The following is a 25,615-nucleotide window of genomic DNA, read 5'->3' as shown; positions in this document are numbered from 1 at the left end:
CGCGGCGGAGCCGCATATGGACACTGCCCCGCGCCCCTTTTGGGGCGCCGCAGTTCAGGTTCTTGGAAGGAGCACCGTCGGTGACCGCACAGCTGCTTGACGGTAAGGCGACCGCCGCCGCCATTCGTCTTGAACTCGCTGAGCGCGTGGGCAAGTTGATTGCCGACGGTGGGCGGGCGCCCGGGCTCGGGACCGTCCTCGTCGGTGACGATCCGGGTAGCCACGCCTATGTCGGCGGGAAGCACCGTGACTGCGCTCAGGTGGGTATCGCCTCCATCCGTCGGGATCTGCCGGCCGATGCCTCGCAGCAGCAGGTCGAGGACGTGATCGACGAGTTGAACGCCGATCCGGCCTGCACCGGGTACATCGTCCAGCTCCCGCTCCCGCGCCACCTGGACTCGGGCGCGGTGCTGGAACGCATGGACCCGGCCAAGGACGCCGACGGCCTGCACCCCGTGAACCTCGGCCGGCTCGTCCTGGGCGAAGAGGCTCCGCTGCCGTGCACCCCGCGTGGGATCGTCGAACTCCTCCGCCGCTACGAGGTGCCCCTCGCGGGCGCGCGGGTGTGTGTCATCGGCCGGGGCATCACTGTCGGCCGCCCCATCGGCCTCCTCCTCACCCGCCGCTCCGAGAACGCCACCGTCACCCTGTGCCACACCGGCACCCAGGGCCTGGCCTGGCACGTCCGGGAGGCCGACATCGTCATCGTGGCCGCCGGCTCGCCCGGACTGATCACCAAGGACATGCTGCGCCCCGGCGCGGCCGTCCTGGACGTCGGCATCACCCGCACCGACGAGGGCCTGGTCGGCGATGTGCACCCGGACGCCGCCCAGATCGCGGGCTGGCTCGCGCCGATGCCCGGGGGCGTGGGCCCCATGACCCGGGCGATGCTGCTCGCCAACGTCGTCGAGGCCACCGAGCGGAACGCGAACGCCGTATGAACCTGTCCCTTCCAGAGGACGGAGCCGTCCGATGAACCCCCGTACCCCTGGCGCTGAACTCCCCGAGCACCCCGACTGGCTGTGGCGCACGCCCGAGCCGAAGCGGTCGTACGACGTGATCGTCGTGGGCGGTGGCGGCCACGGCCTGGCCACCGCCCACTACCTGGCGAAGAACCACGGCATCACCAACGTCGCCGTGCTGGAGAAGGGCTGGCTGGCGGGCGGCAACATGGCCCGCAACACGACGATCATCCGCTCGAACTACCTCTGGGACGAGAGCGCCGGCATCTACGAGCACGCGCTCAAGCTGTGGGAGGGCCTGGCGGAGGAGCTGGACTACCCGATCCTGTTCTCCCAGCGCGGCGTGCTGAACCTGGCGCACAGCCTCCAGGACGTCCGCGACAGCGTGCGCCGGGTGGAAGCCAACCGCCTCAACGGCGTGGACGCGGAGTGGCTCGACGCCGAGCAGGTCAAAGAGGTCTGCCCGATCGTCAACATCTCCCCGGACGTCCGCTACCCGGTCCTCGGCGGTACCTACCAGCCCCGTGCCGGCATCGCCAAGCACGACCACGTGGCCTGGGGCCTGGCCCGCTCGGCGGACGCGGCAGGGGTCGACATCATCCAGAACTGCGAGGTGACGGGTCTCGACGTGGTCGGTGGCCGGGTGGTCGGAGTCCAGACCACCCTGGGCCCCATCGCGGCGGGCAAGGTGGCACTCTGCTCGGCGGGCCACACCTCGGTACTGGCGGCGATGGCGGGCATCGAACTCCCGCTCCAGAGCCACCCGTTGCAGGCCCTGGTCTCCGAACTCCTGGAGCCGGTCCACCCGACGGTCGTGATGTCCAACGCGGTCCACGTCTACGTGAGCCAGGCCCACAAGGGCGAGCTGGTCATGGGCGCGGGCATCGACTCGTACAACTCCTACACCCAGCGCGGCGCCTTCCACATCATCGAAGAGCAGATGTCGGCGGCCCTGGAACTCTTCCCGGTCTTCGCCCGCGCCCACGTCCTGCGCACCTGGGGCGGCATCGTCGACGTCAGCCCCGACGCCTCACCGATCGTCGGCCTCACCCCGGTCGACAACCTCTACCTCAACTGCGGCTGGGGCACGGGCGGTTTCAAGGCCACGCCGGGTGTCGGCTGGGTCTACGCCCACACCATCGCCCACGACACCCCCCACCCGCTCAACGCCCCCTTCTCGCTCGACCGTTTCACCACCGGCGCGCTCGTCGACGAACACGGCGCCGCCGCGGTGGCCCACTGAGCGCTCCGCCAGAAGTGCCGCCATGGGCCGTCGATCGTCTGCGGCGCCGTCGTGGCTGGTCGCGCAGTTCCTCGCGCCCCTTGGGGGCGCTGCCCCAATCCGCTTAGGGAGCCGAACCATGCTGCTCATCCCCTGCCCGTGGTGCGGGCCCCGTGACGAGGCCGAGTTCCACTACGGCGGCCAGGCCCATGTGCCGTACCCGGAGGACCCGGCGTCTCTCACCGACGAGGAGTGGGCCCGCTACCTGTTCTTCCGCGACAACCCGAAGGGTCCGTTCGCCGAGCGCTGGAGCCACGCGGCGGGCTGCCGTCGCTGGTTCAACGCGGTGCGGAACACGGCGACGAACGAGCTGGTGACGGTGTACCGGGCGGGGGAGGAGAGGCCGGTCACGGCTGCTTCTGTAACGCCAGCAACTTCCGTAACTCCAGTGACTTCAGTCCCTTCTGAGCCGCGTCCGGCATCCCCAGCCCGTCCGGCGTTCGAGGACGAGCCCGTTCAGGGCGACGGGGGTCCGGGGGCGGAGCCCCCAGCGGGGTCGACGGGCGGGCCCCTCGTCTCGGGAAGGGGCGGGATCGGGAAAGGAACCCAGCCGTTCCGCCTGACCACCGGCGGCCACGCGGACCGGACCGAAACCCTCACCTTCACCTTCGACGGCACCGAATACCAGGGTCACCGAGGCGACACCCTCGCCTGCGCCCTGCTCGCCAACGGCGTCATCCACACCGGCACCAGCATCAAACTCGGCCGCCCCCGAGGCATCTTCTCGGCCGGCGTCGAAGAGCCCAACGCGGTCATCCAGATCGAGGCCCCGTTCCCCGAACCGATGCTCCCCGCGACCACGGTCGAGCTCTACGACGGCCTGGTGGCGACCAGCCTCCCCGGCCAGGGCCGCCTCGCCACGGAACCGGACCCCGCCCGCTACGACGCCGTCCACACCCACTGCGATCTGCTGATCGTCGGCGCGGGCCCGGCCGGCCTCGCCGCGGCGACGGCGGCGGCGAGGAGCGGCGCCCGTGTCATCCTCACCGACGACCGGCCGGAGCCCGGCGGCAGCCTCCTGGGGGCCGGCGAACACCTCGACTGGGTCGAAGAGGTCACCGGCCGACTCGACACCGCCCCCGAGGTACGCGTCCTGCGCCGCACCACCGTCTTCGGCTACTACGACGACAACCACCTCCTCGCCGTGGAACGCCGGACCAACCACCTCGGCGCCGACGCCCCCGAGAACGTCTCCCGCGAACGCGTCTGGCGCATCCGGGCCCGCCACGTGGTCCTCGCCACCGGCGCCCACGAGCGTTCCCTCGCCTTCGCGGACAACGACCGCCCCGGCGTGATGCTGGCCGCTTCCGCCCGCACCTACGTCAACCGCCACGGCGTCCTGCCCGGCCGCCACGCGGTCGTCTTCACCACCAACGACAGCGCCTACGCGGCGGCGCTGGACCTGCGCGAAGCCGGCGTGGCGGTCGCGGCGATCGTCGACACCCGCTCCGAGGCGGGGGAGTGGGCGGAGCGCGCCCGGGCGGCCGGTATCGAGGTGCTCACCGGCCACGCCGTCACCGGCACGGCGGGCGAGACACGTCTGACCGCCGTGACCGTCGCCCCGTACGGAGAGTCCACGGGACAGCGGGAGTTCGCCGTCGACCTGCTGCTGGTCTCCGGCGGCTGGAACCCGGTGGCACACCTGTTCAGCCAGGCAGGCGGCAAGCTGCGCCACGACGAGGCGCTCGGCTCCTTCGTGCCCGACACCTGCCGTCAGGCGGTCGAGGTCGTGGGCAGTGCGAACGGCGCCTTCGACCTGCCCACCGTCCTCGCCCAGGGCGCCGCCGCCGGCGCCCGCGCCGTCGAGGCCGAGGGCTACACCGCCGAGGCACCCCGCCTCCCCGCCACGGCCGCACAGCCGCGGACGACGCCACCCATGCATGTGTACGTCGTCTTCGGCGCCTCGGACGCCCCCCGTTTCGTCGACCTCCAGCGCGACGTCACCGTGGACGACCTGGCCCGGGCGACCGGCGCCGGTATGCGCTCGGTCGAGCACACCAAGCGCTACACCACGGCCGGCACCGCGGGCGACCAGGGCAAGACCTCCGGCGTCCTGGCCAGTGGTGTGGTCGCCGAACTCCTCGGCGTGGATGTCTCCGCGCTCGGCACGACCACCTTCCGCCCGCCCTACACCCCCGTCTCCTTCGCCACCCTCGCGGGCCGCCACCGGGGCGCGCTGCACGACCCCGTCCGTACGACCGCCCTGCACGAGTGGCATGTCGCGCGCGGCGCACTGTTCGAGAACGTCGGCCAGTGGAAGCGCCCCTGGTACTACCCGCGAGGCGGTGAGGACATGGAAGCGGCCGTGCTGCGCGAGTGCGCCGCCGCCCGCGAGAGCGTCGCCTTCATGGACGCCTCCACCCTCGGCAAGATCGACGTCCAGGGCCCGGACGCCGCCGTCTTCCTGGACCGGCTCTACACCAACATGATGAGCACCCTGAAGGTCGGCATGATCCGCTACGGCGTCATGAGCCGCCTGGACGGCATGATCTTCGACGACGGCACCGTCATCCGCGTCGCCCAGGACCGCTTCCTGGTCACCACGACCACCGGCAACGCGGCCGCCGTACTGGACTGGATGGAGGAGTGGCTCCAGACGGAATGGCCCGAACTCCGCGTCCACTGCACCTCGGTGACCGAGCAGTGGGCCACCGTCGCCCTCGTCGGCCCCCGCTCCCGCGCGGTCCTCGGCGCGCTCGCGCCTCAACTGGCCGTGGAGAACGACGACTTCCCGTTCATGGCGTGGCGGGACACGACGGTCGCGGGCATCGAGGCCCGGGTGTGCCGGATCAGTTTCTCCGGCGAACTGGCCTACGAGATCAACGTGTCACCCTGGCAGGCCCTCGCCCTGTGGGAGGCGCTGTACGAGGCCGGCGCCCCGTACGGCATCACGCCGTACGGCACCGAGACCATGCACGTCCTGCGCGCGGAGAAGGGCTACCCGATCATCGGCCAGGACACCGACGGCACGGTGACCCCCCAGGATCTCGGCATGGGTTGGGCGGTCTCGAAGAAGAAGCCCGACTTCGTCGGCAAGCGCTCCTACGCCCGCGCCGACACCGTCCGCCCCGACCGCAAGCACCTGGTCGGCCTGCTCCCGGTGGACCCGGCCGTCTTCCTCCCCGAAGGCACACACCTGGTCGCCGACAGCGAACTGCCCGCCCCGCCCGTCCCGATGCTCGGCCACGTCACCTCCAGCTACCGCAGCGCGGCCCTCGGCCGGACCTTCGCGCTCGCCCTGATCAAGGGCGGCCGGGACCGCATCGGTGAGCGGCTCTACGCCCCGGTGGGTGACCGGCTGGTCCCGGTGACCGTGGCGAGCCCCGTCCTCTACGACCCCGAGGGAGCCCGCCGCGATGGCTGACACCGTACTCACCGCTCCGCCCCGCAGCCCGCTGTCGCACGCCGCCGACCGCCTGGCCGCCGCCACCCGCACCTCCGGGGGCGCGGTCCGGCTGGCCGAACTCCCCTTCCTGACCCAGCTGAACGTGCGCCTCGACGCCAAGGGAGCGGCGGCGGACGCCGTCGGACTCGCGCTGGACCTGGCCCTGCCCCTCGAACCGAACAGCGTGGTACGCGCCGGAGAGCTGACCGCGTTGTGGCAGGGCCCCGACGAATGGCTGCTGGTGGCCCCGCCCGGCGCTCAGCGCGACCTGGAGAGCCGCATCCGGGAGGCCGCCGCGGACGAACCCGTCTCCGTCACCGACGTCTCCGCCCAGCGCACCACCGTCCTTGTCACCGGCCCCCGCGCCCGTGACCTCCTGGCCCACGGCTGCCCACTGGACCTGCACCCCCGCGCCTTCGACGCGGGCCGCTGCGCCCAGACGACACTGGGCCGTACCCAGATCGTCCTGGTCGCCCGGGACGAACCCCGAGCCGGATTCTGGGTCCTGGTCCGTTCGTCCTTCGCCGGTTACCTGGCGGACTGGCTCCTCGACGCGGCGACGGAATACCACCACGACTGACAGGAGGGTGCGTCTCCGGTCCCCGGGTGAGGCGCCGCCCTACGGTGACGCCCCGTCAATTAGCTGAATCACTGGAGGCGTTCCAGCAGCCAGACACACAGATCCGGGACGATCTCGGTGTGGGGCGTGGTGGAGTCGGCGTAGGCGAACTCATCGAGGCCGCTGTCGTCCGGGTTGATGCTCTTGACCGGGGTGAAGAGGTGCTCGCGGCTGTCGGGGTCGCGCAGGTCCAGGGCGCTGACGGAGGGGACGAAGCACACGTCGGGGAAGTGCACGGTGGCCGCCGCTCCCGCGGGCTCCATGAGGGTGGCGATGATCTGGTAGGTGTCCAGGGTGCCGCCGGGTGCGGCGTCCAGCTCGGTCAGACCGCTGGTGGTGACCAATGTGGTGATCGGGGGCGCGGGGACCGAGCGTTTGATGTCGGCGACCAGTACGTCGTCGCCTTCGTCCTGGATGAACAGGGTGGTGTCGGCGAACGCCCCGCCGTTGATGTCCAGCGCGGGCGCGCCGGCCGGGAGGACGGTGCCGGTGCCGTTGCCCGCGCCGTTGGCCACCCCGATCAGACGAGGCCTGCGCGGCCACCACCCCACGTCCCCCAGGGCGTTGAGGAAGTCCTCCCGGTCCGGATGCGTGATCAGTTCCTCGGTTTCGGGGTCGTACCAGTACTGGAGCATCTCGTGCGCGGCGGGGCTGTCGACCATCGCGCGCAGGAAGTTGAACGGGGAGGGGACGGTGTGGTGGGTGAGGGCCTGCGCGGCGACGGGCAGGAAACCGCCGCGGTGGGGGCTGTCGTAGGAGAAGTACATCTCCGTCCCGTGGTTCTCCCCTTCGGACTCCATCTTGGCCAGCGCGTAGCGGGTGATGAGCCCGCCCATGCTGAACCCGCCCACGGTCAGGTTTCCGCCGGGACCTCGCAGGACGTTGGCGCGGATCACGGCCTCGCGTGCGGCCTTGGCGTTCTCCAGAATGGAGGCGGTGCGGTCCCTGAAACCGAGCAGGACCACCGCTTGACCGCGCTCGCGCAGGGTGCTGATGAACGGGAAGTCCGCCTCCAGCCCCTGGTAGAACTTGTCCAGCTCGCTCGGGCCGAGGTTGAACCCGTCAGCGATGATCACCGGCCGGGCCATTCCGCCGCCGTTGAGGCCGGGGAAGGCCCACGCGAAGCCGTTCGTCAGCTCCCACTCCTCGTGCTCCGGTACCGTCACCTCGTCGCGTGACTGCCGGGAGATCTGTGCTCCCAAGCTGATCTGTCCCGTGCTTGTACCCGACTGCTCCTCAGGCAAGTGCCCACTCCTCACTGCTGCGCGTACGCGATGCCACGCACCCGGAAGCGCTCAGGTGCGTGGCCGTACGAGGGGAATCACGATGGCTTGCCCAGCATGTGCGGACAGTCGGAACATCACGAGCATTTGCCCGGTTTTCACCCGTATGGCGGAGGTCTTTTTCGCCATGCCGGAGGCGTGGGACACGGGCTTCGATCATGGGTGGTGACGACACGCTGCCGGATGCTCAACCGGCGGCGGCACCGAACCACTTGGGCAGTCGGCCGAGCAGTTCCCGCTGATCGTCACCGACCCACGCCACGTGGCCGTCCGGTCGCAGCAGCACCGCGGGCGCGTCGAGTTCGTCCAGTTCCTCGCTCACGTCCACCACGTGGTCCACTCGGTCCGCCCAGCCCGCCACCGAGAGCCGGCCGGTCTGGTCCAGCAGCAGTCCACGGCCGTCGTGCATCAGCTCGTAGAGGCGTCCCTGCTTCAGAGTTACGTCCCGAAGTCGCCGGCCGAGCAGTTCGTGGCCCTCGCCGACGTCGTAGCGGATCCCGATCGCGGTGATCTTCTCGATCAGGTACCGGTTCACGTTCTCGAAGTCGATCAGTTCCGCCAGCAGCCGGCGCACTGCCTTGGGCCCCGGTTCGGTGGACATCAGCTCGATCTGCGCGCGGGTGTTGTTCAGCACGTCGGCCGCCACCGGGTGCCGTTCGGTGTGGTAGCTGTCCAGCAGACCTTCCGGTGCCCAGCCGCGCACCTCGGCGGCCAGTTTCCAGCCGAGGTTGAAGGCGTCCTGGACGCCGAGGTTGAGTCCCTGACCCCCGGTCGGCGGGTGGATGTGGGCCGCGTCGCCCGCCAGCAGCACCCGGCCGACCCGGTAGCGCTCGGCGAGGCGGGTGGCGTCGCCGAAGCGGGAGAGCCAGCGCGGTGAGTGCGCGCCGAAGTCGGTGCCGGCGAACGCCCGCAGCTGCTGCTTGAACTCCTCCAGGGTCGGCGCGGTCGCACGGTCCTCGGCCACCCCTTCGGCGGGCACGATGACGCGGTACACCCCGTCCCCCTCGGGGATGGCGCCGAACCGCAGCTGGGTCTTGCGGACTTCGGCCGTCACGGCGGCCAGCTCCTCCGGGGACACGGTCAGCGCCATCTCGCCAAGGAGCGTCTCGACCCGGCTCGGCTCGCCGGGGAAGCCGACGCCGAGCTGCTTGCGCACGGTGCTGCGGCCGCCGTCGCATCCGACGAGGTAGCGCGAGCGCAGCCGCGTGCCGTCGGCCAGCTCGACGGTCACGCCGTCGTCGTCCTGACTCAGCCCGACCAGTTCGTGGCGGCGCCGGATCTCGGTGCCCGACTCGATGGCGCGCTCGGTCAGGAGCCGCTCGGTGACCTGCTGCGGAATGGCGAGGACGTACGAGTGCGTGGTGTCCAGCCGGTCCGGCCACGACTTGCCGATGCCGGCGAAGAATCCGCCGACCGCGAACTGTTGACCGAGCGGGAGGAAACGCTCCAGCAGACCGCGCTGGTCCATCACCTCGATGCTGCGCGCGTGCAGGCCGCGCGCACGGGACTGCACCGTGGGCTCCGCCTCTTTCTCCAGTACGAGCACCTGCACGCCGTGCAGCCGCAATTCGCCGGCCAGCATCAGGCCGGTCGGTCCGCCGCCGGCAATGATCACGTCAATCATGAATCCCCCAGGCGATGAGATAGGTCCTGATTTCCGCAGGTCCTGGCTTCGACCGGAGATTTTGCAGCACGACCCGGGCCTTGCCGCAAGGCCCCCGGTGCGCTATATGTTGAGAGTGGCAAGGAGTCGATGAACTCCCTGCCCTCCTTTTTTTGGCCTTCTGCCTGGGGTCTCGGCGGTTATTCGGACCGCCCCGCGCTCAGGGACCGTTGCAGCAGAAGCGTGCCGACCGGGCGGCCGTGCTTGTGGCCGACCTCGACCAGGTGGCCGGCGGCCGTGAAGCCGAAGCGCCGGTGCAGGGCGAGGGAGGCCTCGCTGCCGGTGTCCGCGACAACGGCGATCATCTGCCGCATGCCGGCCCGGGTGGACTCGGTGATGAGCGCCTCCAGCAGCGCCGCGCCCACTCCCCGGCCGGTGGCGTCGGGTGCGAGGTAGAGGGTGTCCTCGACCGCGAACCGGTAGGCCGGCTTGGGGCGCCAGGGGCCCGCGTAGGCGAAGCCGATCACCGCGCCGGACGACTCGGCGACGAAGAAGGGCAGGCCCCGTCCGGCGAGATCGGCCAGCCGCCGCTCCCAGTCGGGGAGGGTCGGCGGTGTCTCCTCGAAGGTGGCCACGGTGTGGCGGACGTAGTGCGCGTAGATGTCGGCCACGGCCTTGAGGTCCGAGGAGGTCGCCGGGCGGACGGTCGGCGGGGTGCTGTCACGACGGTTCACTTCTTCCTCATTTCTCGGTGGTGAAGCCTATTCCGCCGACCGTCGCCCCACTCGTCATGCGCCGCCCGGCCGCCCGGCCGCCCGGCGCGCGTCCGCTAGGGGACGAGCTCCCACTCCTGCGAGCCGTCACTCACGCTGGTCTGCAGGGTGAGCGGCGCCCCGGCGGACGTACCGGTCAGGTACAGGCTCGTGTTCTTCGCCGACTGCAGCCGGAAGAACCCGTCGGCGGTCTTGACGAGGTTCCAGCTGCCGGTGGGGCTGTTGTCGACCCACTGGCCGATCCGCTGGCCGGCCGTGGCGTTGCCGGTCCAGACGGCCGCCGCGCGGCCGCCCGACTTGTTGAGCAGGGTCACACCGCCCTGCGGCTCCGTCACCACGTGCCAGTACTGGGTGTCCGGGTTCGCCGCCGAGCCGGCGTCCTCCAGACGTACGTCGGGGACGTCCCCGTTGCCGATGTTCGCGTCGTTGGTCCTGCCGCCGGTCCCGATCACCTGGTCCGTCCTGCGGTTCACCAGCTGGACGTAGGCGCCGTCCGAGTGGCCGAGATCGACCTCGGCGTAGGCGAGCGTGGACGTGCCCTGGTTGTTGAGGATCGAGATGCGGCCGGTGCCTTCGACGTACTGGAGACTGCGGCTGTAGCCGGCGCGTGAGGTCGTCTGGTACTCCTTCCACACTCCGTCGCTGCGGCCGCTCTCGTTGACCCAGACGTTGCCGCTGCCGGCGGCGTTGTAGACCAGGCGCCCGCCGGGAAGCCTGATGACGACCGGGCTGCCGCCCGTCGCGAGCGGACGGGAGCCGGTGTCGACGGGCAGCGAGGCGACGCCCTCGCCGGTGGCGGAGCCGCGGAAGAACTCCAGCGGGTTGTCGGCGATCCGGTAGCGGGTGTTGGCTCCGCCGCCCCAGTACTCGTACGGCAGGAGCCACTTGCCGTCCGTGGTCCGGACGACGTTCGTCATGCCGGGTCGGCCGCCGCCGATCTCCGACTTGCCGCCGCCCATGTCCTCGGTCAGGCCCGCGAGGTCGACGACGGGGCTGCCCCATTGCGCACTGCGGCCGTCCCACGTCTTGTGGACGAGGATCTGGCCGAGCGAGTCCTTGGCGGTGTCGTTGGCGGGGTCCAGCGTCGGGACGCCGGTCGTCGCGTTGAAGCCGGTGTAGTCGTTCTCGTCGGAGTAGTAGCAGACGAGCTTGCCCTTGTAGACCATCAGGTACGGCTCCCTGAGGGGATCCACCTGCTTGTTCGTGTTCGCGTCGGCGATGTTCTGGCCGGTCGCGCCCGCGCTGCCGCCCTGCCAGCCGCCCGTCGCGACGACGTTGAGGATCTTCCAGGTCGCCCCGTCGTCGGTGCTGGAGTACAGGGCGATCGCCATGTCCCTGCGGTCGCCGTCGTTGGACGGCGTCCAGTTCGGGTCGGCTGCCTTGTGCTCCTTGTAGTAGTAGTCGTCGCCCGAGACGACACTCGCGAGGAGCAGCGTGCCCTGCTTCAGGTCACCGACGTCCTGCGGCAGGGTGTACAGGTAGGGGTTGGTCCAATTGCTGGTGTACTTCGGGTACTTGGGGTCGTCGGATAGGTACGCCGGGGCCTTGACCTCCGACAGCGGCTGCCAGGTCGTGCCGTGGTCGTCGCTCTTGTGGACGGGCAGCGTCTGCCCGTCGGCGCTGCCGGACGCCGGCACCACCGTCGACTTCTCGAACGACGCGATCAGCCGGCCGCTCGGCAGCTGCGCCGACTTGGGGTAGACCGCGCAGTTGCCCCGCCCCTTCAGACAGGGCTCGCTGCCGAGCTGGTAGAGGATGCCGCCCGTCGGGTTGTACGCCTGGGCACTGGACGCGGGGATCAGGAGCAGCGACGCCGCGGCGACGGCGCCACCCAGTGCTCTGGCCGGTTTTCTTCTCTGCACAGCCCCTCCTCGGGGATCGGATCAGGAGTGGTCTTCGGTGTCGTCAGAGGCGAGTACGCGTACGTCCCAGGGGCCGAGCTCCAGCGCCGAACCGGCGGGCAGGGACTCGCCGTTGAGGGCATCGGAGAGGTCCACCGGCGCGGGCACGCTCGCGGGCTGCCAGCTCCAGTTGTGGACGATGTGGACACGGCGTCCGTCGGGCGCTGTGCCCGTCGTCGCGGTGACCGTCGCCGGGAGGTCCCGCCAGGCGTGGCGGGCGGTGGGCGTCAGCCACTCGGCCAGCGCCCGGGCCAGGTCGCGGCCGGGCACCGTACCCACGCAGGTGACCCGTCCGGCGCCGTGGCGGCGGGTGGTGACCGCGGGCCAGCGGCCGAAGTGCGGATGGTCGTAGCCGACGAGCACCTCGGCGTCGGCGACGGTCAGAGCGTCCGCCCACCGCGTCGCCGTCGCTCTCTCGGGCAGGTCCAGCGGCCCGCCCGGCGTCTGCCGCACGGGCACCTCGCGGACGAGGTTGCTGAACTCGTCGTAGCTGACCCCCGCGGCGTCGGTGAGGCGGCCGGGGCCCGCCTCGGCGCGGGCGCGTGCCTCCTCGTCGGCGTAGCCGGAGCGCGGTCCGAGGACCAGATGGCCGCCCGCCTCGGCGTAGGCCGCGAGCCAGTCGAGCATCGAGTCGGCCGCCAGGTACAGCCCCGGGACGACCAGGACCGGGTGCCGGCGGACCGCCTCCTCGGGGGTCGGGCCCGTCCGCTCCCCGCGCGGGTCGTGCAGCTGGCGGGCGTGCACGATGCGCACCTGGCGGCCGGCGTCGAAGGCACCCCGGTAGAAGGGGTCGAAGATCCGGTGGTAGGCCGCCGGGTCCGGCTCGCCGTCCGCCGTGGCCAGCGGCGGGTACTTCTGCATCAGCCACTTGCTGGGCGTCGAGTAGACCATCGTGATGTCGGCGTCCGGCTCCAACCCCGCGACGAGCGGACCGGCCGCCTCGAACTAGGCTCCCAGCCCGGCGAGTTCGCCGTACGTCCGGCCCGGTCGGCCGGTGTGCGGGAGGATGCCGCCCCAGTAGGTCTCGGCGCCGAAGTGCAGGGTGTGCCAGTGCCAGTACTCGATCATGCGGGCCCCGCGGCCGACGAGCGCCCACGCGGCCTGCCGCCACTGCCCGTCGTAGGCGGGCCGGTTGTCCCAGGGGAAGCCGATGGAACCCGCGTCGGTCTCGGTGACCAGGAACGGCTCCTGGCGGGAGGAGAACATCCAGTTCGGCGGTCTGGTAGAGCGACCAGACACCGGCGGTCTGCCACTTCTGCTGATGGTCGTCGGGCGTGGGGTCGGGAAGCAGCAGACTGTCCTGCATGCCGTAGTACGGGTTGCCGGACGCGATGTCGAGCGGCTCGGTCAGCTCGTCGTCCTCCACCGCGGGCCGGGTGTAGGAGATACAGGTGGTGACGAAGTGCTCGGGGCCGGCGTACTCGCGGACGATGTCGGCCTGCCAGCCGATGAACTCGGTGACCTGCCGGGCCTGGAACTCCCGCCAGGCCACGTCGTACTGCGGCTGCGCGTTGTTGTCGGGCGTCCACAGATCCGCCCAGGTGGACAGCCGGTGGGACCAGTAGACGAGCCCCCACTCGCGGTTCAGGGTCTCCACGTCCCCGTACTTCTCCCGCAGATGGTCGACGAAGCGCTGGAACACGCCCTGGTTGTGCAGGAGTTCGTTGCCCGGCTCGTTGTCGACCTGGAAGCCGATGACGGACGGGTGGTCGGCGTACCGGGCGACGATCTTCCGGATCACCCGCTCGGCGTGGAAGCGGAACGCGGGGTGGGTGAAGTCGACCTCCTGCCGGGCACCCCAGCCGATGCGCTCACCGGTGCGCCGCTCACCGGTGATCTCCGGGTACTGGCGGGCCAGCCACGGCGGTACGGCGTACGTCGGGGTGCCGAGGACGACGGAGATGCCGCGCTCATGGGCACCGTCGAGGACCGGCTGGAGCCAGTCGAGGTCGAAGCGGCCGTTCTCCGGCTCCCAGGTCGACCACACCGACTCGCCGACCCGGATGACGGTGACATGCTGAGCAGCCAGTGGACGAAGACGCCGTCGTCCTGGGTGCGGGGGTGTCAACTGCTCGTCGAGGAGCGCGCATAATCGGTCGCCGCCTGGTCGAGGAACGGCGGCCACTGGAAGGAGAAGTTGACCGTGGAGCCGATGTCGGCGAAGACCTCGTTGACCTTCTGCCCGCCGTAGAAGGAGGGCGAGTCCCCGGTGAACTCGGCGTCCGAGAGCAGCGCCTTGGTCGCCGGGAAGAAGAACTGCTCGGTGGCGAACATCTTGGCGCTGGCCGGGTCGGTGTTGAGGAACTGCGCGAACAACGCCGCCGCGACCGGGTTCTTGGTGGACCGGATGACCGCGGTGGTCGAGCCGCCCCAGTTGCCGGAGCTGGGCTTGGCGGCGTCCCACTGCGGCAGCGGGGCCGCCCGCCACCGGCCGGCGGTGGACTTGGCCGAGCCGGAGAGGAAGACCGGGCCCCAGGCAGCGGTCAGCCAGGTGGCGTACTTGCCCTTGTTCAGGGCCGCGTACCAGGAGTCGGTGAAGTCAGGCTCCACCCCGATGACGCCCTCCTTCGCGAGCCCGCCCCAGTACGCGCCGAGCTTCTTCGAGACGGAGTCGTCGACGCTGATGGCGATGTCGCTCTTGCCCGAGGTGACGTACGGCTTGGCGCCCGCCTGCCCCAACAGGCCGTGCCAGGCGGCGGGTTGGTTCGCGGCGAGGTTGGTGAGGTAGACGTCCGGGTCCGCCTTGTGGAGCTTGCGGGCCGCTTCGGCGAAGTCGTCCCAGGTCGTGGGCACGTCGATGCCGTGCTTGTCGAAGATGTCCTTGCGGTACAGCATGCCCATCGGGCCGGTGTCCTGCGGGATCGCCCACACCTCGCCATTGCTGCCGCTGACCTGGCCCCAGGTCCAGTCGACGAAGGTGGACTTGAGTGCGGCGGCGCCGTACGGCCGCAGGTCCAGCAGGCTGTCGGTGATGGTGAAGGTCGGGATGGCCTGGTACTCGACCTGCACCATGTCGGGGGCGCCGCTGCCCGCCTTCAGCGCCGTGCGCAGCTTGGTGTACTGCGGGGTGCCCTGACCGGCGTTGACGACCTTGACCTTGATCGCCGGGTACTTCTTCTCGAAGAGGGCGATCTCCTTGGCGATGTTCGGGACCCAGGTCCAGAACGTCAGCTCGGTCGGCGTCTTCATCGCCTTGTCGATGTCGGCCTGACTGACCGGCTTCGCGGCGGCGGAGCCGGAGGAACCGTCGGAGTCACCGCCGCCGCAGGCGGTGAGGGCGGCGCCCGGCGACAGGGCTCCTGTGGTGGAGAGGAACAGCCGTCGGCTCATGCGAGAAGGGCCGGACGCGGATGCGGATGCGGAGGTGGATCGGGCTATGGACATGGTGGACTCCCGCCGGTGGCGAAGACGAGGGCACGCGGGGCGAGGGCGTGCGGGGATGGGGTGGTTCGGAGAAAGGCGGGGACGCGACGACCGGGCGGGGACCGCCGACGTGGTCGAGGGACGCGTCCTCGGGAAGAGGGTGGAGGCGGTGGAGAGGGTGGAGGCCGTGGAGAGGGTGGAGGCGGTGGAGAGGGCAGAGCCGTGGAGACGGTGGGGTGACGCGGAGACGGGTACGGGACCGGTCTCGGGGCCCGCTGCGTTCAGGGGCGGCCCGATGGGCGCGCGGGCGACGAGGTGCGGGGCGCGGGCGGCGCGGGCGTGATCGGTGCGGCGGCTCGACCGTCGGTCACGCGCGGGGCTCCGCGCTCAGTGGAGCGGCGGCTCGCTGATCAGCTGAGGTGGTGGCGACTGGGCGGGCCTCCGTTCGCGAGGGGTGGACCCGGGGCGCCTCCGTCGGTGCGGGAGGCGGTGGGCCGCTCGTGCGCCGGGGGCGTCCGGCGGGGCGGGTGCGGGGGAGGGGGCGCGGTCGAGGCGCGGACGACGAGGTCGACCGGTGGGTCGGTCGTCGGCATGGGGTCCGCGTCGGGGTTCTCGATGGCGTGCACGAGGCGTTTCAGCCCCTCCTGCGCGACGGCGTCGAACGGTTGTCGCACCGTGGTGAGGGGAGGGGTGACGTAGGCGGCCACCGGAACGTCGTCGAAGCCGATGACACTGACGTCCTCCGGCACGCGCCGGCCCGCCTCGGTCAGCGCGCGGATCAGGCCGATCGCCATGTCGTCGTTGGCGGCGGACACCGCGGTGACGTCACCGGCCTCGGCCAGCTCCCGCCCCGCCCGGTACCCGGACGCGGCCGACCAGTCGCCCTCGACCGCCGGGGGCACGTCCCTGCCCCGTGCGGCCAGCGTCCTGCGCCATCCCTCCAGACGGTCCCTGGCGGCGTACCACCGCTGCGGACCGGCTAGGTGATGGACCGTCATATGGCCCAGGTCCAGGAGGTGTTCGGTGGCCGTGCGGGCCATCGGATCGGCGCCGTTCCCCGCGGTCAGCACCGTGGGGGCGGTGACCGGCGGTGGGGCGCCGAGGACGAGGACCGGCACGTCGAGGCGGAGGGGCGAGACTTCCCTGATTCCCTCGATGCTTCCGGCGCTCCCGGTTCGCGCGTGGTCCGCGTCCTCGTCGATCGGTTCGGAGATGACGATGCCGTCCACCCCCTGGTCGAGGAGCGAGCTCACGGCGCCGGCGATGCCCGCCGGGTCGCCCTCCATCGTGTTGACCACGCGGAGCGCGTATCCCGTGTCCCGGACGACCCGCTCGACACCCATGAGCAGCGAGGCGGGGCCGTACAGGGCCGTGCCGAGCGTCACCACGCCGATCGAGCGGGTGCGCCCGGACGCCAGTGCCCGGGCGGCGCTGTTGCGCCGGTAGCCGAGCCGCTCGGTGGCTTCGAGGACGCGTCGGCGCACCTCGGCGGAGACGTACGGCTCGTCGTTGAAAACCCGCGACACCGTCTTCTGCGAGACCCCGGCCAAGCGGGCCACGTCCACGCTGCGCGGCGCACCGGAGCTCGCGCCCCGTCCCGTTCCTCGCGTCATGGTGTCTCCCGGTGGCTTCTGTACTGCCTGTGCCGTTTATGACTGCGTAGTCATGACTGCGCAGTCATGTGTTACGGGGGCATGTCTACGCAGTCATAAGGCGGACGTCAAGAGTTCGGAACGCATCCGTAACGCCGGCGGGTCGCATCGAGGTCTGGCCGAGCCGCCGCGAACGCGATCCGCTCGGCCGCGGGCCGGGGGCGCGAGTGCCGGCATCCGGGCGATCGCCGGGCGGAGCCGGCGTAGGCGTGCGCAGAATGCGCCCAGTGGCGTGATGGAGGTCGCAGCCCTGATGAATTCATCATTTCCTGTCGCGAACGACTTGACGACAGAACTGTCACAGTTGATGATTTCCTCATTACGGCAATGTTGCTTGGAGGGCACCGTGTCTGAAACCCGCGTCACCGGGGCCGATGTCAAGACGGCCCACCAGGACCTCCACAGCGAGCAGGGCGCCCTGCGCGGCGAGCATCCGGGCAGATCCCGGAATCCCGTGATCAAGGTGGCGGACCTGGCCTGGCTGGAGTTCGAGAAGCCGGACCTGGACCGGGCCGAGGTCTTCGCCCTTGACTTCGGCTTCCAGATCGCCGCGCGCACCGAGCGGGAGCTCTGGCTGCGCGGCACCTTCGCCGGCTCGCCCTGCATGGTGATCCGGCGCGGTCGTACGTCCCGGTTCATCGGCCCCGCGTTCCGGGCGGCCGAGCGGGCCGACCTGGACCGCTTGGCGCGCGCCACCGGCACCGACGTGCGGGAGGCGGACGTGCCCGGCGGCGGCAAGGTGGTCGACCTGCTCGACCCCTCGGGCCTCCCGGTCCGGGTGGTGCACTGCGCCGAACGGCTGCCCGAGCTGCCCGGACAGCAGCCGCTGCTGCTCAACTTCGGCACCGATCACCGTCGCGTCAACGTCATGCAGCGCCCTCCGCGCGAGCCTTCCCGCATCCAGCGGCTGGGCCATGTGGTGCTGGAGACAAGGGTGTTCACCCGCGCCCTGGACTGGTATCTGGACACCCTCGGCATGATCGTGTCCGACTTCCTGTTCCTGGACGGCCAGCGCGACCGGGGTCCGACGATGGCGTTCATCCGCTGCGATCTGGGCAGCGTGGCGGCCGACCACCACACCGTGGCCATGCACCTGGGACCGGGGACGGGCTATGTCCACTCCGCCTACCAGGTCACCGACCTGGACGCGCTCGCGACCGGTGGCGAGTACCTGAACGAGCGTGGCTACAAGCGCAGTTGGGGGATAGGCCGGCACATCCACGGCAGTCAGCTGTTCGACTACTGGCGCGACCCCGACCACTTCATGCTGGAGCACTTCGCCGACGGCGACCTGTTCTCCCACGACCTCGAACCCGGCTGGGCGCCCATGTCCACGAGCGGCCTCGCGCAGTGGGGCCCGCCCGCCACCCGTGACTTCCTCGGCGCCACACCTTCCCCCGCCAAGCTCCGCGAGGTGCTGCACGCCCTGCGCGGTGACAACGAACTCGACCCCGCCCGTCTGCTGGGCCTGCTGAAAGCTGTGAACTCATGAGCACCAACGTCCTGCGCACCGCCGAAGGCTGGTGGGTGGTGTGTGACGGCCGCGCCGTCGCCGTCGACACCAAGGCCGTCACCACCGCCGAGCTGCTCGCCGACCGCGACGCCGTACGAGAGGCGGCCCTGTCGGACGACACGGGCACGCCCGTCGCCGACCTGGTCGCACTCTCGCCGGTCACCACCCCCTGCCGGGTAGTCGCTCAGATGGTCAACTACCGTAGCCACGCACGCGATTCGGGCTTCACCGGCGACATCCCGCCCGCCTTCTTCCGCAAGGCGTCCGGCTCGGTCAGCGGCCCCACGGAAGCCGTCGTCCGGCCCTCCCATGTGAAGTTCCTCGACTACGAGATCGAACTCGGCCTGGTCATGGGCGCGTCCCTGCCCGTCGGTACGGTCGTCGAGGAGCGGGACCTGCCCTCGTACGTCGCCGGGCTCGTCATCACCAACGACGTCAGCGGCCGCGACGTACAGCTGACCAAGACGCAGTTCTACGAGAGCAAGTCGTACCCGACCTTCACCCCGACCGGCCCCTACCTGACCCTGCTGGAGCCGGCGGACTTCGACCGTCTCCTGGACCTGCGGCTGAAGTTGTCGGTCAACGGCGAGCCGCGCCAGGACCGCACCCTCGCCGACATGATCGTCCGCCCGGCACAGGCGCTGACCCTGCTGGCCCGCTTCCAGACCCTGGACACCGGCGACCTGCTGCTCACCGGGACGCCCGGCGGCACCGCCCTGAAGGCCCCGCCCAAGGCGGTCGAGAAGATCGGCGCGCTGCTGCCGCCGGCAGTGAAGTGGAAGGCGTTCTTCAAGTCCCAGGCCAGGAACCCCCACTACCTGCGTCAGGGCGACGTGATCACCGCGACGATCTCGACCGGGGACGGCCGGATCGACCTCGGCGAGCAGCGCACGCCCGTCACCGACGCGAAGTAGGACCCGAAAAGGTGAGCCGCACATGACCGCCAACCAGGCCGGACCTCGGGACACAGCGCCCGGGCCGGCACAGAGCGACCACGCCCCCGTCGTGATCATCGGCGCCGGACCGGTGGGCGTGACCGCCGCCCTGCTCCTGGCCCGGCGCGGAGTCCGCAGTGTCGTCCTCGAACGCCACCAGGACGTCTACCCGCTCCCGCGCGCCGTCGCCACCGACGACGAGGTGCGCAGGATTCTCCAGGCCGCGGGCGTCGGCGAGGAGTTCACCGCGATCGCCCGCCCGGCGGCCGGGCTGCGGCTGCTGGACGCCCGCCACCGGGTGATGGCCGAGTTCCGGCGCTCCGAACACGGCCACCACGGCTACCCGCAGACCAGCATGTTCGACCAGCCCGAGCTGGAACGACTGCTGCGCGACGCCCTGGCCGACCGCCCGGAGTGCGAACTGCGGGGCGGCGTGGAGGTCACCGGCGTCGAGGCCGTCGGCGTCGAGGCCACCGGCGTCGAGGGCACCGGCGTGGTGGGCCCGGCCACCGCGGGCCTGGCCATCGAAGGCCCCGACACCGCCGGCCCCGTGCGCGTCACCTACCGCGACGACGACGGGGAGCATCACCTCTGGGCCGACGCGGTCCTTGGCTGCGACGGCGCGGGCAGCCTCACCCGCGACGCCATCGGCGCCGCATGGGAGGACCTGCGCTTCGAGGAACACTGGACCGTCATCGACGTCCGGACGAAGGCCGACGTCCGCTGCTGGGAAGGGGTCGACCAGGTCTGCGATCCCGACCGGCCGGCCACCTTCATGCGCGTCGGCGAGGACCGCTACCGCTGGGAGTTCCGCCTGCGGGACGGCGAGCAGCCGGTCCGCGAGCTGGTCGCCCCGTGGCTGCCGCCCTCGTACGACGGGGACTTCGAGATCGTCCGCGAGACGCAGTACACCTTCCGGGCGCGCATCGCCGACCGGTGGCGCAGCGGACGGATCTTCCTGCTCGGCGACGCCGCCCACCTCACCCCGCCGTTCATCGGGCAGGGCCTGTGCTCGGGCCTGCGGGACGCCTACAACCTCACCTGGAAGCTCGCCCGCGTCCTCCAACAGGGCGGCGACGAGCGCCTGTTGGACACATATGAGAGCGAACGCAAGCCGCACGCCCGCCATGTGATCCGGCTCGCGGTCGCCCTGGGCTGGGCCATGACCGGCGGCCAGGACGGCGCCGCCGCACTGCGCCGCAGGCTCCTGGCCGCCGCCTGCCGCATACCCGGCCTGACCAGGGCGGCCGGCCGCGACCTCAGCCCGCCCCTGGCCGCCGGCCCCCTCGTGCGACGCCGCGTCCGCCGGGGTCTCGTGGGCACCCACTGCCCGCAACCGTGGGCCCGCGCCGACGGACGGCGCACCCGGCTCGACGAGCTGCTCGGCGACTCCTTCACCGTCCTGACCGCCGGCGAGCCCTGGCCCTCGCTGACCGCGCTCGCCCAAGGCCTCGGTGTCCGGGCGGTCCCCGTGACCGACCTCGGGGACGACGGCACGCTCGCCGCCTGGCTGCGGGCCGGCCGGGCGGACGCCGTACTGCTGCGCCCCGACCGCGTCGTCATGGACGTCGTCCCGGCCGGCGGCCGCGACTTCACGGACACCGCCGCCTGGGCGTCCCTCCTGCACACCACACGCAGCCCCCGCCCTGCCCCACGGACCGTCGAGAAAAGCCCGCTGAGGAGCGCCACACGATGACCAGGCCGTACCCGGACCCCTTCACGACGCCCGATCCGCAGGCCGTCGCCGACAGCCGCATCATGGACTTCGCCCGCCGCGCCGGGATCGACGGAGCCGACTACGCCGCTCTGCACCACTGGTCGGTCACCGACCTGGAAGGCTTCTGGGGCGCGGTGTGGGAGTACTTCGACATCGACGCGGCCACCCCGTACGAGCGGGTCCTCGCCGAGGAGACCATGCCCGGCGCCCGCTGGTTCCCGGGCGCCACCCTCAACTACGCCCACCACGCCCTGCGCAACCTCACGGACGACCACGTGGCGATCGTCGCCCTCGACGAGACCGGCTCCGGACACGAGGTGACCGGCAAGCTGCTGCGCGCCCAAGTGGCCTCCGTCGCCGCCACCTTGCGGGACCTGGGTGTGGCGCAGGGCGACCGCGTCGTCGGTTATCTGCCCAACACCCCGCACGCGATCGTCGCGTTCCTCGCCGCCGCGAGCCTGGGCGCCGTGTGGTCGGTGTGCGGTCAGGACTACGCGCCCCAGGCGGCAGCCGACCGTTTCGCCCAGCTCGAACCGACCGTGCTGATCGCGGCGGACGGCTACCTCTTCAACGGCACCACCCACGACCGCCGTGACGCCACCCTCGAACTGGCCCGCGCGCTACCGACGTTGAAGGCCACCCTGCTGGTGGGTCACGTGGGCCTGTCCTGGCCGTCGCAGACGTACCCGTCGCTGATCGTCCCGTGGGAGGACGCGTCCACCCGTACCGAGGAACTCATCTGCACGCCGGTGCCGTTCGACCACCCCCTGTGGGTCGTCTTCTCGTCCGGCACCACCGGCCTGCCCAAGGGCATCGTCCACGGCCACGGCGGTGTGCTGCTGGAGCACCTCAAGACCCTCGGCCTGCACTCGGACCTGGGCCCCGGCGACCGCCTCCTGTGGTACACCACCACCCACTGGATGATGTGGAACCTGGTCGCCTCGACGCTGCTGACCGGCGCCACGACCTGCACGTACGACGGCAGCCCGGCGCCCTTCGCCAAGCTCGACGTCCTGTGGGAGCTGGCCGCCCGCCACCGGGTGACCGTCTTCGGCACCAGCCCCCAATACCTGCTCGGTATGGCCAAGTTCGGCATCGACCCCTCCCCGCACGACCTGTCGGCCGTCCGCGTCGTCGGCTGCACCGGCTCCGCCCTCCCCGCCTCCGCCTACCCCTGGGTCCGCGACCACGTGGGCGACCGCGTGCTGCTGGCCTCGATCAGCGGTGGTACGGACGTGGTGTCCGGCTTCGCGGGCAGTGCGCCCAACACCCCTGTCTGGGCTGGGGAGTTGTCCGCACCCCATCTCGGCGTGGCCCTGGCGGCGTTCGACTCCGAGGGCGTCCCGGTCACCGACCAGGTCGGTGAACTGGTCGTCACCCGCCCCATGCCCTCGATGCCGCTCTCCTTCTGGAACGACCCCGAAGGCGCCCGCTACCGCGACGCGTACTTCTCCTCCTACCCCGGCGTCTGGCGACACGGCGACTGGATCACGGTCACCGGTCACGGTTCGGTGATCGTCCACGGCCGCTCCGACAGCACGCTGAACCGCAACGGCGTACGCCTCGGCAGCGCCGACATCCACGACGTCGTCGAACGCCTCCCCGAGATCACCGAGGCCCTGATCATCGGCGCCGAGGAGCCCGACGGCGGCTACTGGATGCCGCTCTTCGTCGTCCCCGCCGCCGGGGTGACCCTGGACGACACCCTCCGCGACCGCATCCGCGACGCCATCCGCACCGGCGCCTCACCGCGCCACGTCCCCGACGAGATCCTCGAAGTCCCGGGCATCCCCCATACCCGCACCGGCAAGAAACTGGAGGTCCCGGTCAAGCGCCTCCTCCAGGGCGCCCCGGTCGAGCAGGTCGTCAACCCCGCGACTGTGGACGAGCCCGACCTCATCGCCCACTACGCCCGCCTGGGCACCGAACGCCGAAACCGCGCAGCACGCACCGGAGACGACGCCCAAGCGGATCCGACGGCGTAACAACCCTCACCCGCGCGCCGGGGGCGCACGTGCCGTCAGCCGCTCGCTGCCTCGGCCTCGGCGACCGTGGTCGAGGGGCGGGTGGGCTTGACCGCGCGCACGATGGCGGAGTGCATGCCGTCGGCGACCGGGTGGGTCGGGGTGATCTCGATGTCGCTGAAGCCTGCGGCTTCCAGCCCCTGGCGGTACTCGGTGAAGGACAGCGCACCGGCGATGCAGCCGGCGTAGTCGCCGCGCTCGGCCCGCTGCTCGGGTGCGAGGGTGTCCTCGGCGACGACGTCCGAGACGCCGACGCGCCCGCCGGGCCTGAGCACGCGGAAGGTCTCGGCGAACACGGCCGCCTTGTCGGTGGACAGGTTGATCACGCAGTTCGAGATCACCACGTCGATGGTGTCCGCCGGCAGCGGGACGGCCTCGATGGTGCCCTTGAGGAACTCCACGTTCGTCGCGCCCGCCTTCGCCGCGTTGGCCAGGGCGAGTTCGAGCATCTCCTCGGTCATGTCCAGCCCGTACGCCTTGCCTGTGGGTCCGACGCGGCGCGCGGAGAGCAGGACGTCGATGCCGCCGCCCGAGCCGAGGTCGAGCACGCGCTCGCCCTCGCGGAGCTCGGCGACGGCGGTGGGGTTGCCGCAGCCGAGTGAGGCGGCGACCGCTTGGGCCGGGAGGGCGTCGCGGTCGTCGGCGGCGTAGAGGGTGGAGCCGAAGCTCTCGTCGACCTCGACCGGCTGGGGACCGCAACAGGTCGTGCCGCCCTCGGTGACTTGCACGGCCGCTGCGGCGTACCGCCGGCGGACGATTTCGCGCAGATCGGTGGACTGCTCGCTCATGACTCACTCCTGGGTGACGGGCCATGGCGGGGCACGGCGGTGCCATGGCCCCGGAACGGCTTGTATTGATGTTTGTTGATGCAACCTTGCGCCTTGATTCGAAAAACGTCAACATAGAGCCATGTCGAAACAAGGGCTTGAGCTGCTCGGCCAGGAGACGGCCGATGCCTGCTGCGAGGGGCTCGCCTCCGCACCGCTGGACGACGAGCGGGCGGCGGCGCTGGCGAAGGTGTTCAAGGCCCTGGGCGATCCGGTGCGGCTGCGGTTGCTGTCGATGATCGCCTCCAGGGACGGCGGCGAGGTGTGCGTCTGTGAGATGACGCCCGCCTTCGACCTCTCGCAGCCGACGATCTCCCACCACCTCAAGCTGCTGCGGCAGGCCGGCCTCATCGACTGCGAACGGCGGGGGACCTGGGTGTACTACTGGGTGCTGCCCGGCGTTCTGGACCACCTGGCCGGTTTCCTCACGACACCGCAGGCCGCCGGGGCGACGGAGTGAGGCCCCCGCTCGCCCGCCGCGCCGCCGCCGAGGCCGTCGGCACCGCCCTGCTGGTGGCCGTCGTCGTCGGCTCCGGGATCCAGGCGAGCGAGCTGTCACCCGACGTCGGCGTGCGACTGCTCGCCAACTCGCTCGCCACCGTCTTCGGCCTGGGCGTGCTGATCGCCCTGTTCGGGCCGGTCTCGGGCGCGCACTTCAACCCGGCCGTCACTCTCGCCGCCTGGTTCACCGGCCGCCGCACCGCGGACGGCCTCACCTCGCGGGACGTTGCCGTCTACCTCCCCGCGCAGGTGGCCGGGGCGATCGGCGGCGCTGTGCTGGCCGACGCGATGTTCGCCAGACCGCTGGTCACGTTCTCCGGCCACGACCGCTCCGCCGGCCACCTCTGGCTCGGCGAGACCGTGGCGACAGCCGGGCTCATCGCGCTCGTCTTCGGGCTGGAGCGGGTGGGCCGCGCCACCGTCGCCCCCGTCGCGGTGGCCTCGTACATCGGGGCCGCCTACTGGTTCACGTCCTCCACCTCGTTCGCGAACCCCGCGGTGACGGTCGGCCGGGCCTTCACCGACACCTTCGCCGGGATCGCGCCCGCCTCCGTCCCCCCGTTCATCGCGGCCCAACTGGCCGGCGCCGCACTCGGCCTGTGCGTCGTTACCGCGGTCTACGGCCGCGCTCCCACCGAAGCCGAAGCCGAAGCCGAAGCCGAAGCCGAAGCCGAAGCCGGACCCGGACCCGGACCCGGACCCGGTGCCGGACCCGGTGCCGGACCCGGACCCGGTGCCGGACCCGGTGCCGGACCCGAAGCCCAAGCCGTCGACGTCGTCGTCCCGCACGCCAACCCCGAACTCGCCTCTCCCTGACCCCGCCGCGAGAAGAGACACCCGCCATGAGCACTCTCTCCCCCTCCCCGCGCCCATCGGTGCTGTTCGTCTGCGTCCACAACGCCGGCCGCTCCCAGATGGCCGCCGCCTTCCTCACCCACCTCGCCGGCGGCCAGGTCGAGGTCCGCTCCGCCGGCTCCGCCCCCGCCGACACCGTCAACCCCTCGGTGGTCGAGGCGATGAAGGAGATCGGCGTAGACCTTTCCACCCAGAGCCCGAAACTTCTCACCACCGACGCCGTACAGGCGTCGGACGTGGTGATCACGATGGGCTGCGGGGACGCCTGTCCCGTCTTCCCCGGCAAGCGGTACCTGGACTGGCGACTGGACGACCCCGCAGGCCAGGGCGTCGAGGCCGTCCGCCCGATCCGGGACGCGATCGAGCACCGCGTACGCGACCTGATCGCCGAGCTGGGTATCGGTTGAACCTGAGCGGACG

17 protein-coding genes and 2 pseudogenes are annotated in these 25,615 nt (G+C 71.2%); 11 read left to right on the top strand and 8 right to left on the bottom strand.

Going from position 1 to position 25,615, the window contains the following annotated elements; genetic code table 11:
• Positions 1-80 precede the first annotated feature (80 nt).
• The 4 genes from I8N67_RS03095 (at position 81) to I8N67_RS03080 (ending at position 6,209) form a co-directional block, all read left to right on the top strand.
• Entirely contained in the window at positions 81-941 is an 861-nt protein-coding gene (locus I8N67_RS03095; protein ID WP_200300994.1) for a bifunctional methylenetetrahydrofolate dehydrogenase/methenyltetrahydrofolate cyclohydrolase, read from the top strand.
• 31 nt (positions 942-972) lie between these two features.
• On the top strand, positions 973-2,205 hold the full coding sequence (locus tag I8N67_RS03090) for a sarcosine oxidase subunit beta family protein (protein WP_200300993.1): 1,233 nt from the start codon (positions 973-975) through the stop codon (positions 2,203-2,205).
• Positions 2,206-2,323: 118 nt separating this feature from the next.
• Entirely contained in the window at positions 2,324-5,608 is a 3,285-nt protein-coding gene (locus I8N67_RS03085) for a sarcosine oxidase subunit alpha family protein (RefSeq protein WP_200300992.1), read from the top strand.
• On the top strand, positions 5,601-6,209 hold the full coding sequence (locus I8N67_RS03080) for a sarcosine oxidase subunit gamma (RefSeq protein WP_200300991.1): 609 nt from the start codon (positions 5,601-5,603) through the stop codon (positions 6,207-6,209). Before I8N67_RS03085 ends, I8N67_RS03080 begins: the two co-directional genes overlap by 8 nt.
• Positions 6,210-6,277: 68 nt before the next feature.
• Here the strand turns inward: I8N67_RS03080 and I8N67_RS03075 are convergent, their stop codons facing one another.
• The 7 genes and pseudogenes from I8N67_RS03075 to I8N67_RS03045 form a co-directional block, all read right to left on the bottom strand.
• Positions 6,278-7,450 carry a lipase family protein gene (locus I8N67_RS03075; RefSeq protein WP_234044932.1) on the bottom strand — a complete coding sequence of 391 codons (1,173 nt, stop codon included), beginning with the start codon at positions 7,448-7,450 and terminating at the stop codon, positions 6,278-6,280.
• A gap of 268 nt (positions 7,451-7,718) precedes the next feature.
• On the bottom strand, positions 7,719-9,155 hold the full coding sequence (gene rox / locus I8N67_RS03070) for a rifampin monooxygenase (protein WP_200300989.1): 1,437 nt from the start codon (positions 9,153-9,155) through the stop codon (positions 7,719-7,721).
• Positions 9,156-9,334: 179 nt separating this feature from the next.
• Positions 9,335-9,868 carry a GNAT family N-acetyltransferase gene (locus I8N67_RS03065; protein WP_200300988.1) on the bottom strand — a complete coding sequence of 178 codons (534 nt, stop codon included), beginning with the start codon at positions 9,866-9,868 and terminating at the stop codon, positions 9,335-9,337.
• Positions 9,869-9,963: 95 nt separating this feature from the next.
• Positions 9,964-11,769, bottom strand: coding sequence for an RICIN domain-containing protein (locus tag I8N67_RS03060; RefSeq protein ID WP_200300987.1), 1,806 nt, complete (start codon positions 11,767-11,769; stop codon positions 9,964-9,966).
• Between the two features lie 21 nt (positions 11,770-11,790).
• Positions 11,791-13,828: pseudogene (locus tag I8N67_RS03055) on the bottom strand (beta-galactosidase); the annotation flags it as partial.
• Positions 13,829-13,872: 44 nt separating this feature from the next.
• Positions 13,873-15,138, bottom strand: a complete 1,266-nt coding sequence (locus I8N67_RS03050) for an ABC transporter substrate-binding protein (RefSeq protein WP_234044930.1) — start codon at positions 15,136-15,138, stop codon at positions 13,873-13,875.
• Positions 15,139-15,581: 443 nt separating this feature from the next.
• Positions 15,582-16,784: a LacI family DNA-binding transcriptional regulator gene (locus tag I8N67_RS03045; RefSeq protein WP_200300986.1), complete on the bottom strand. Its 1,203-nt coding sequence runs from the start codon at positions 16,782-16,784 to the stop codon at positions 15,582-15,584.
• Positions 16,785-17,169: 385 nt separating this feature from the next.
• On the opposite strand from I8N67_RS03045, the gene I8N67_RS03040 reads away from it, so the two are divergent.
• From I8N67_RS03040 to I8N67_RS03025, 4 genes are read left to right on the top strand one after another with little or no spacing between them, the layout of a single operon-like run.
• On the top strand, positions 17,170-18,315 hold the full coding sequence (locus I8N67_RS03040) for a VOC family protein (protein ID WP_200300985.1): 1,146 nt from the start codon (positions 17,170-17,172) through the stop codon (positions 18,313-18,315).
• A complete protein-coding gene (locus tag I8N67_RS03035; protein WP_200300984.1) occupies positions 18,312-19,250 on the top strand; it encodes a fumarylacetoacetate hydrolase family protein in 939 nt (312 codons plus the stop codon). The genes I8N67_RS03040 and I8N67_RS03035 overlap by 4 nt, the downstream gene beginning before the upstream one ends.
• A 22-nt stretch (positions 19,251-19,272) precedes the next feature.
• Positions 19,273-20,967 (top strand): bifunctional 3-(3-hydroxy-phenyl)propionate/3-hydroxycinnamic acid hydroxylase MhpA, encoded by a 1,695-nt coding sequence (mhpA, locus tag I8N67_RS03030; RefSeq protein ID WP_200300983.1) that lies wholly within the window; start codon positions 19,273-19,275, stop codon positions 20,965-20,967.
• Positions 20,964-22,973: an acetoacetate--CoA ligase gene (locus I8N67_RS03025; protein WP_200300982.1), complete on the top strand. Its 2,010-nt coding sequence runs from the start codon at positions 20,964-20,966 to the stop codon at positions 22,971-22,973. Before mhpA ends, I8N67_RS03025 begins: the two co-directional genes overlap by 4 nt.
• Before the next feature lie 35 nt (positions 22,974-23,008).
• Here the strand turns inward: I8N67_RS03025 and arsM are convergent, their stop codons facing one another.
• A complete protein-coding gene (gene arsM, locus I8N67_RS03020; protein ID WP_200300981.1) occupies positions 23,009-23,800 on the bottom strand; it encodes an arsenite methyltransferase in 792 nt (263 codons plus the stop codon).
• A gap of 121 nt (positions 23,801-23,921) precedes the next feature.
• Here arsM and I8N67_RS03015 point away from each other — a divergent pair, with 121 nt between their 5' ends.
• The 3 genes and pseudogenes from I8N67_RS03015 (at position 23,922) to I8N67_RS03005 (ending at position 25,602) form a co-directional block, all read left to right on the top strand.
• On the top strand, positions 23,922-24,299 hold the full coding sequence (locus I8N67_RS03015) for an ArsR/SmtB family transcription factor (RefSeq protein ID WP_200300980.1): 378 nt from the start codon (positions 23,922-23,924) through the stop codon (positions 24,297-24,299).
• A 5-nt stretch (positions 24,300-24,304) separates the two neighbouring features.
• Positions 24,305-24,985, top strand: a pseudogene (locus I8N67_RS03010) (aquaporin); the annotation flags it as partial.
• A gap of 197 nt (positions 24,986-25,182) precedes the next feature.
• Positions 25,183-25,602 carry an arsenate reductase ArsC gene (locus I8N67_RS03005; RefSeq protein ID WP_200300978.1) on the top strand — a complete coding sequence of 140 codons (420 nt, stop codon included), beginning with the start codon at positions 25,183-25,185 and terminating at the stop codon, positions 25,600-25,602.
• Positions 25,603-25,615 lie beyond the last annotated feature (13 nt).

It is taken from the genome of Streptomyces adelaidensis (assembly GCF_016598475.1).
GTDB lineage: Bacteria > Actinomycetota > Actinomycetes > Streptomycetales > Streptomycetaceae > Streptomyces > Streptomyces adelaidensis.
Note: the sequence above shows the minus strand (reverse complement) of the source record. Positions and strands in the feature narration are given on the sequence as shown.

Coding starts and splice junctions, on each gene's coding strand:
- I8N67_RS03090 (WP_200300993.1), top strand. CDS start 973: ATGAACCCCCGTACCCCTGGCGCTGAACTCCCCGAGCACCCCGACTGG.
- I8N67_RS03085 (WP_200300992.1), top strand. CDS start 2,324: ATGCTGCTCATCCCCTGCCCGTGGTGCGGGCCCCGTGACGAGGCCGAG.
- I8N67_RS03080 (WP_200300991.1), top strand. CDS start 5,601: ATGGCTGACACCGTACTCACCGCTCCGCCCCGCAGCCCGCTGTCGCAC.
- rox (WP_200300989.1), bottom strand. CDS start 9,155: ATGATTGACGTGATCATTGCCGGCGGCGGACCGACCGGCCTGATGCTG.
- I8N67_RS03050 (WP_234044930.1), bottom strand. CDS start 15,138: ATGAGCCGACGGCTGTTCCTCTCCACCACAGGAGCCCTGTCGCCGGGC.
- I8N67_RS03045 (WP_200300986.1), bottom strand. CDS start 16,784: ATGACGCGAGGAACGGGACGGGGCGCGAGCTCCGGTGCGCCGCGCAGC.
- I8N67_RS03035 (WP_200300984.1), top strand. CDS start 18,312: ATGAGCACCAACGTCCTGCGCACCGCCGAAGGCTGGTGGGTGGTGTGT.
- mhpA (WP_200300983.1), top strand. CDS start 19,273: ATGACCGCCAACCAGGCCGGACCTCGGGACACAGCGCCCGGGCCGGCA.
- I8N67_RS03025 (WP_200300982.1), top strand. CDS start 20,964: ATGACCAGGCCGTACCCGGACCCCTTCACGACGCCCGATCCGCAGGCC.
- arsM (WP_200300981.1), bottom strand. CDS start 23,800: ATGAGCGAGCAGTCCACCGATCTGCGCGAAATCGTCCGCCGGCGGTAC.
- I8N67_RS03015 (WP_200300980.1), top strand. CDS start 23,922: ATGTCGAAACAAGGGCTTGAGCTGCTCGGCCAGGAGACGGCCGATGCC.
- I8N67_RS03005 (WP_200300978.1), top strand. CDS start 25,183: ATGAGCACTCTCTCCCCCTCCCCGCGCCCATCGGTGCTGTTCGTCTGC.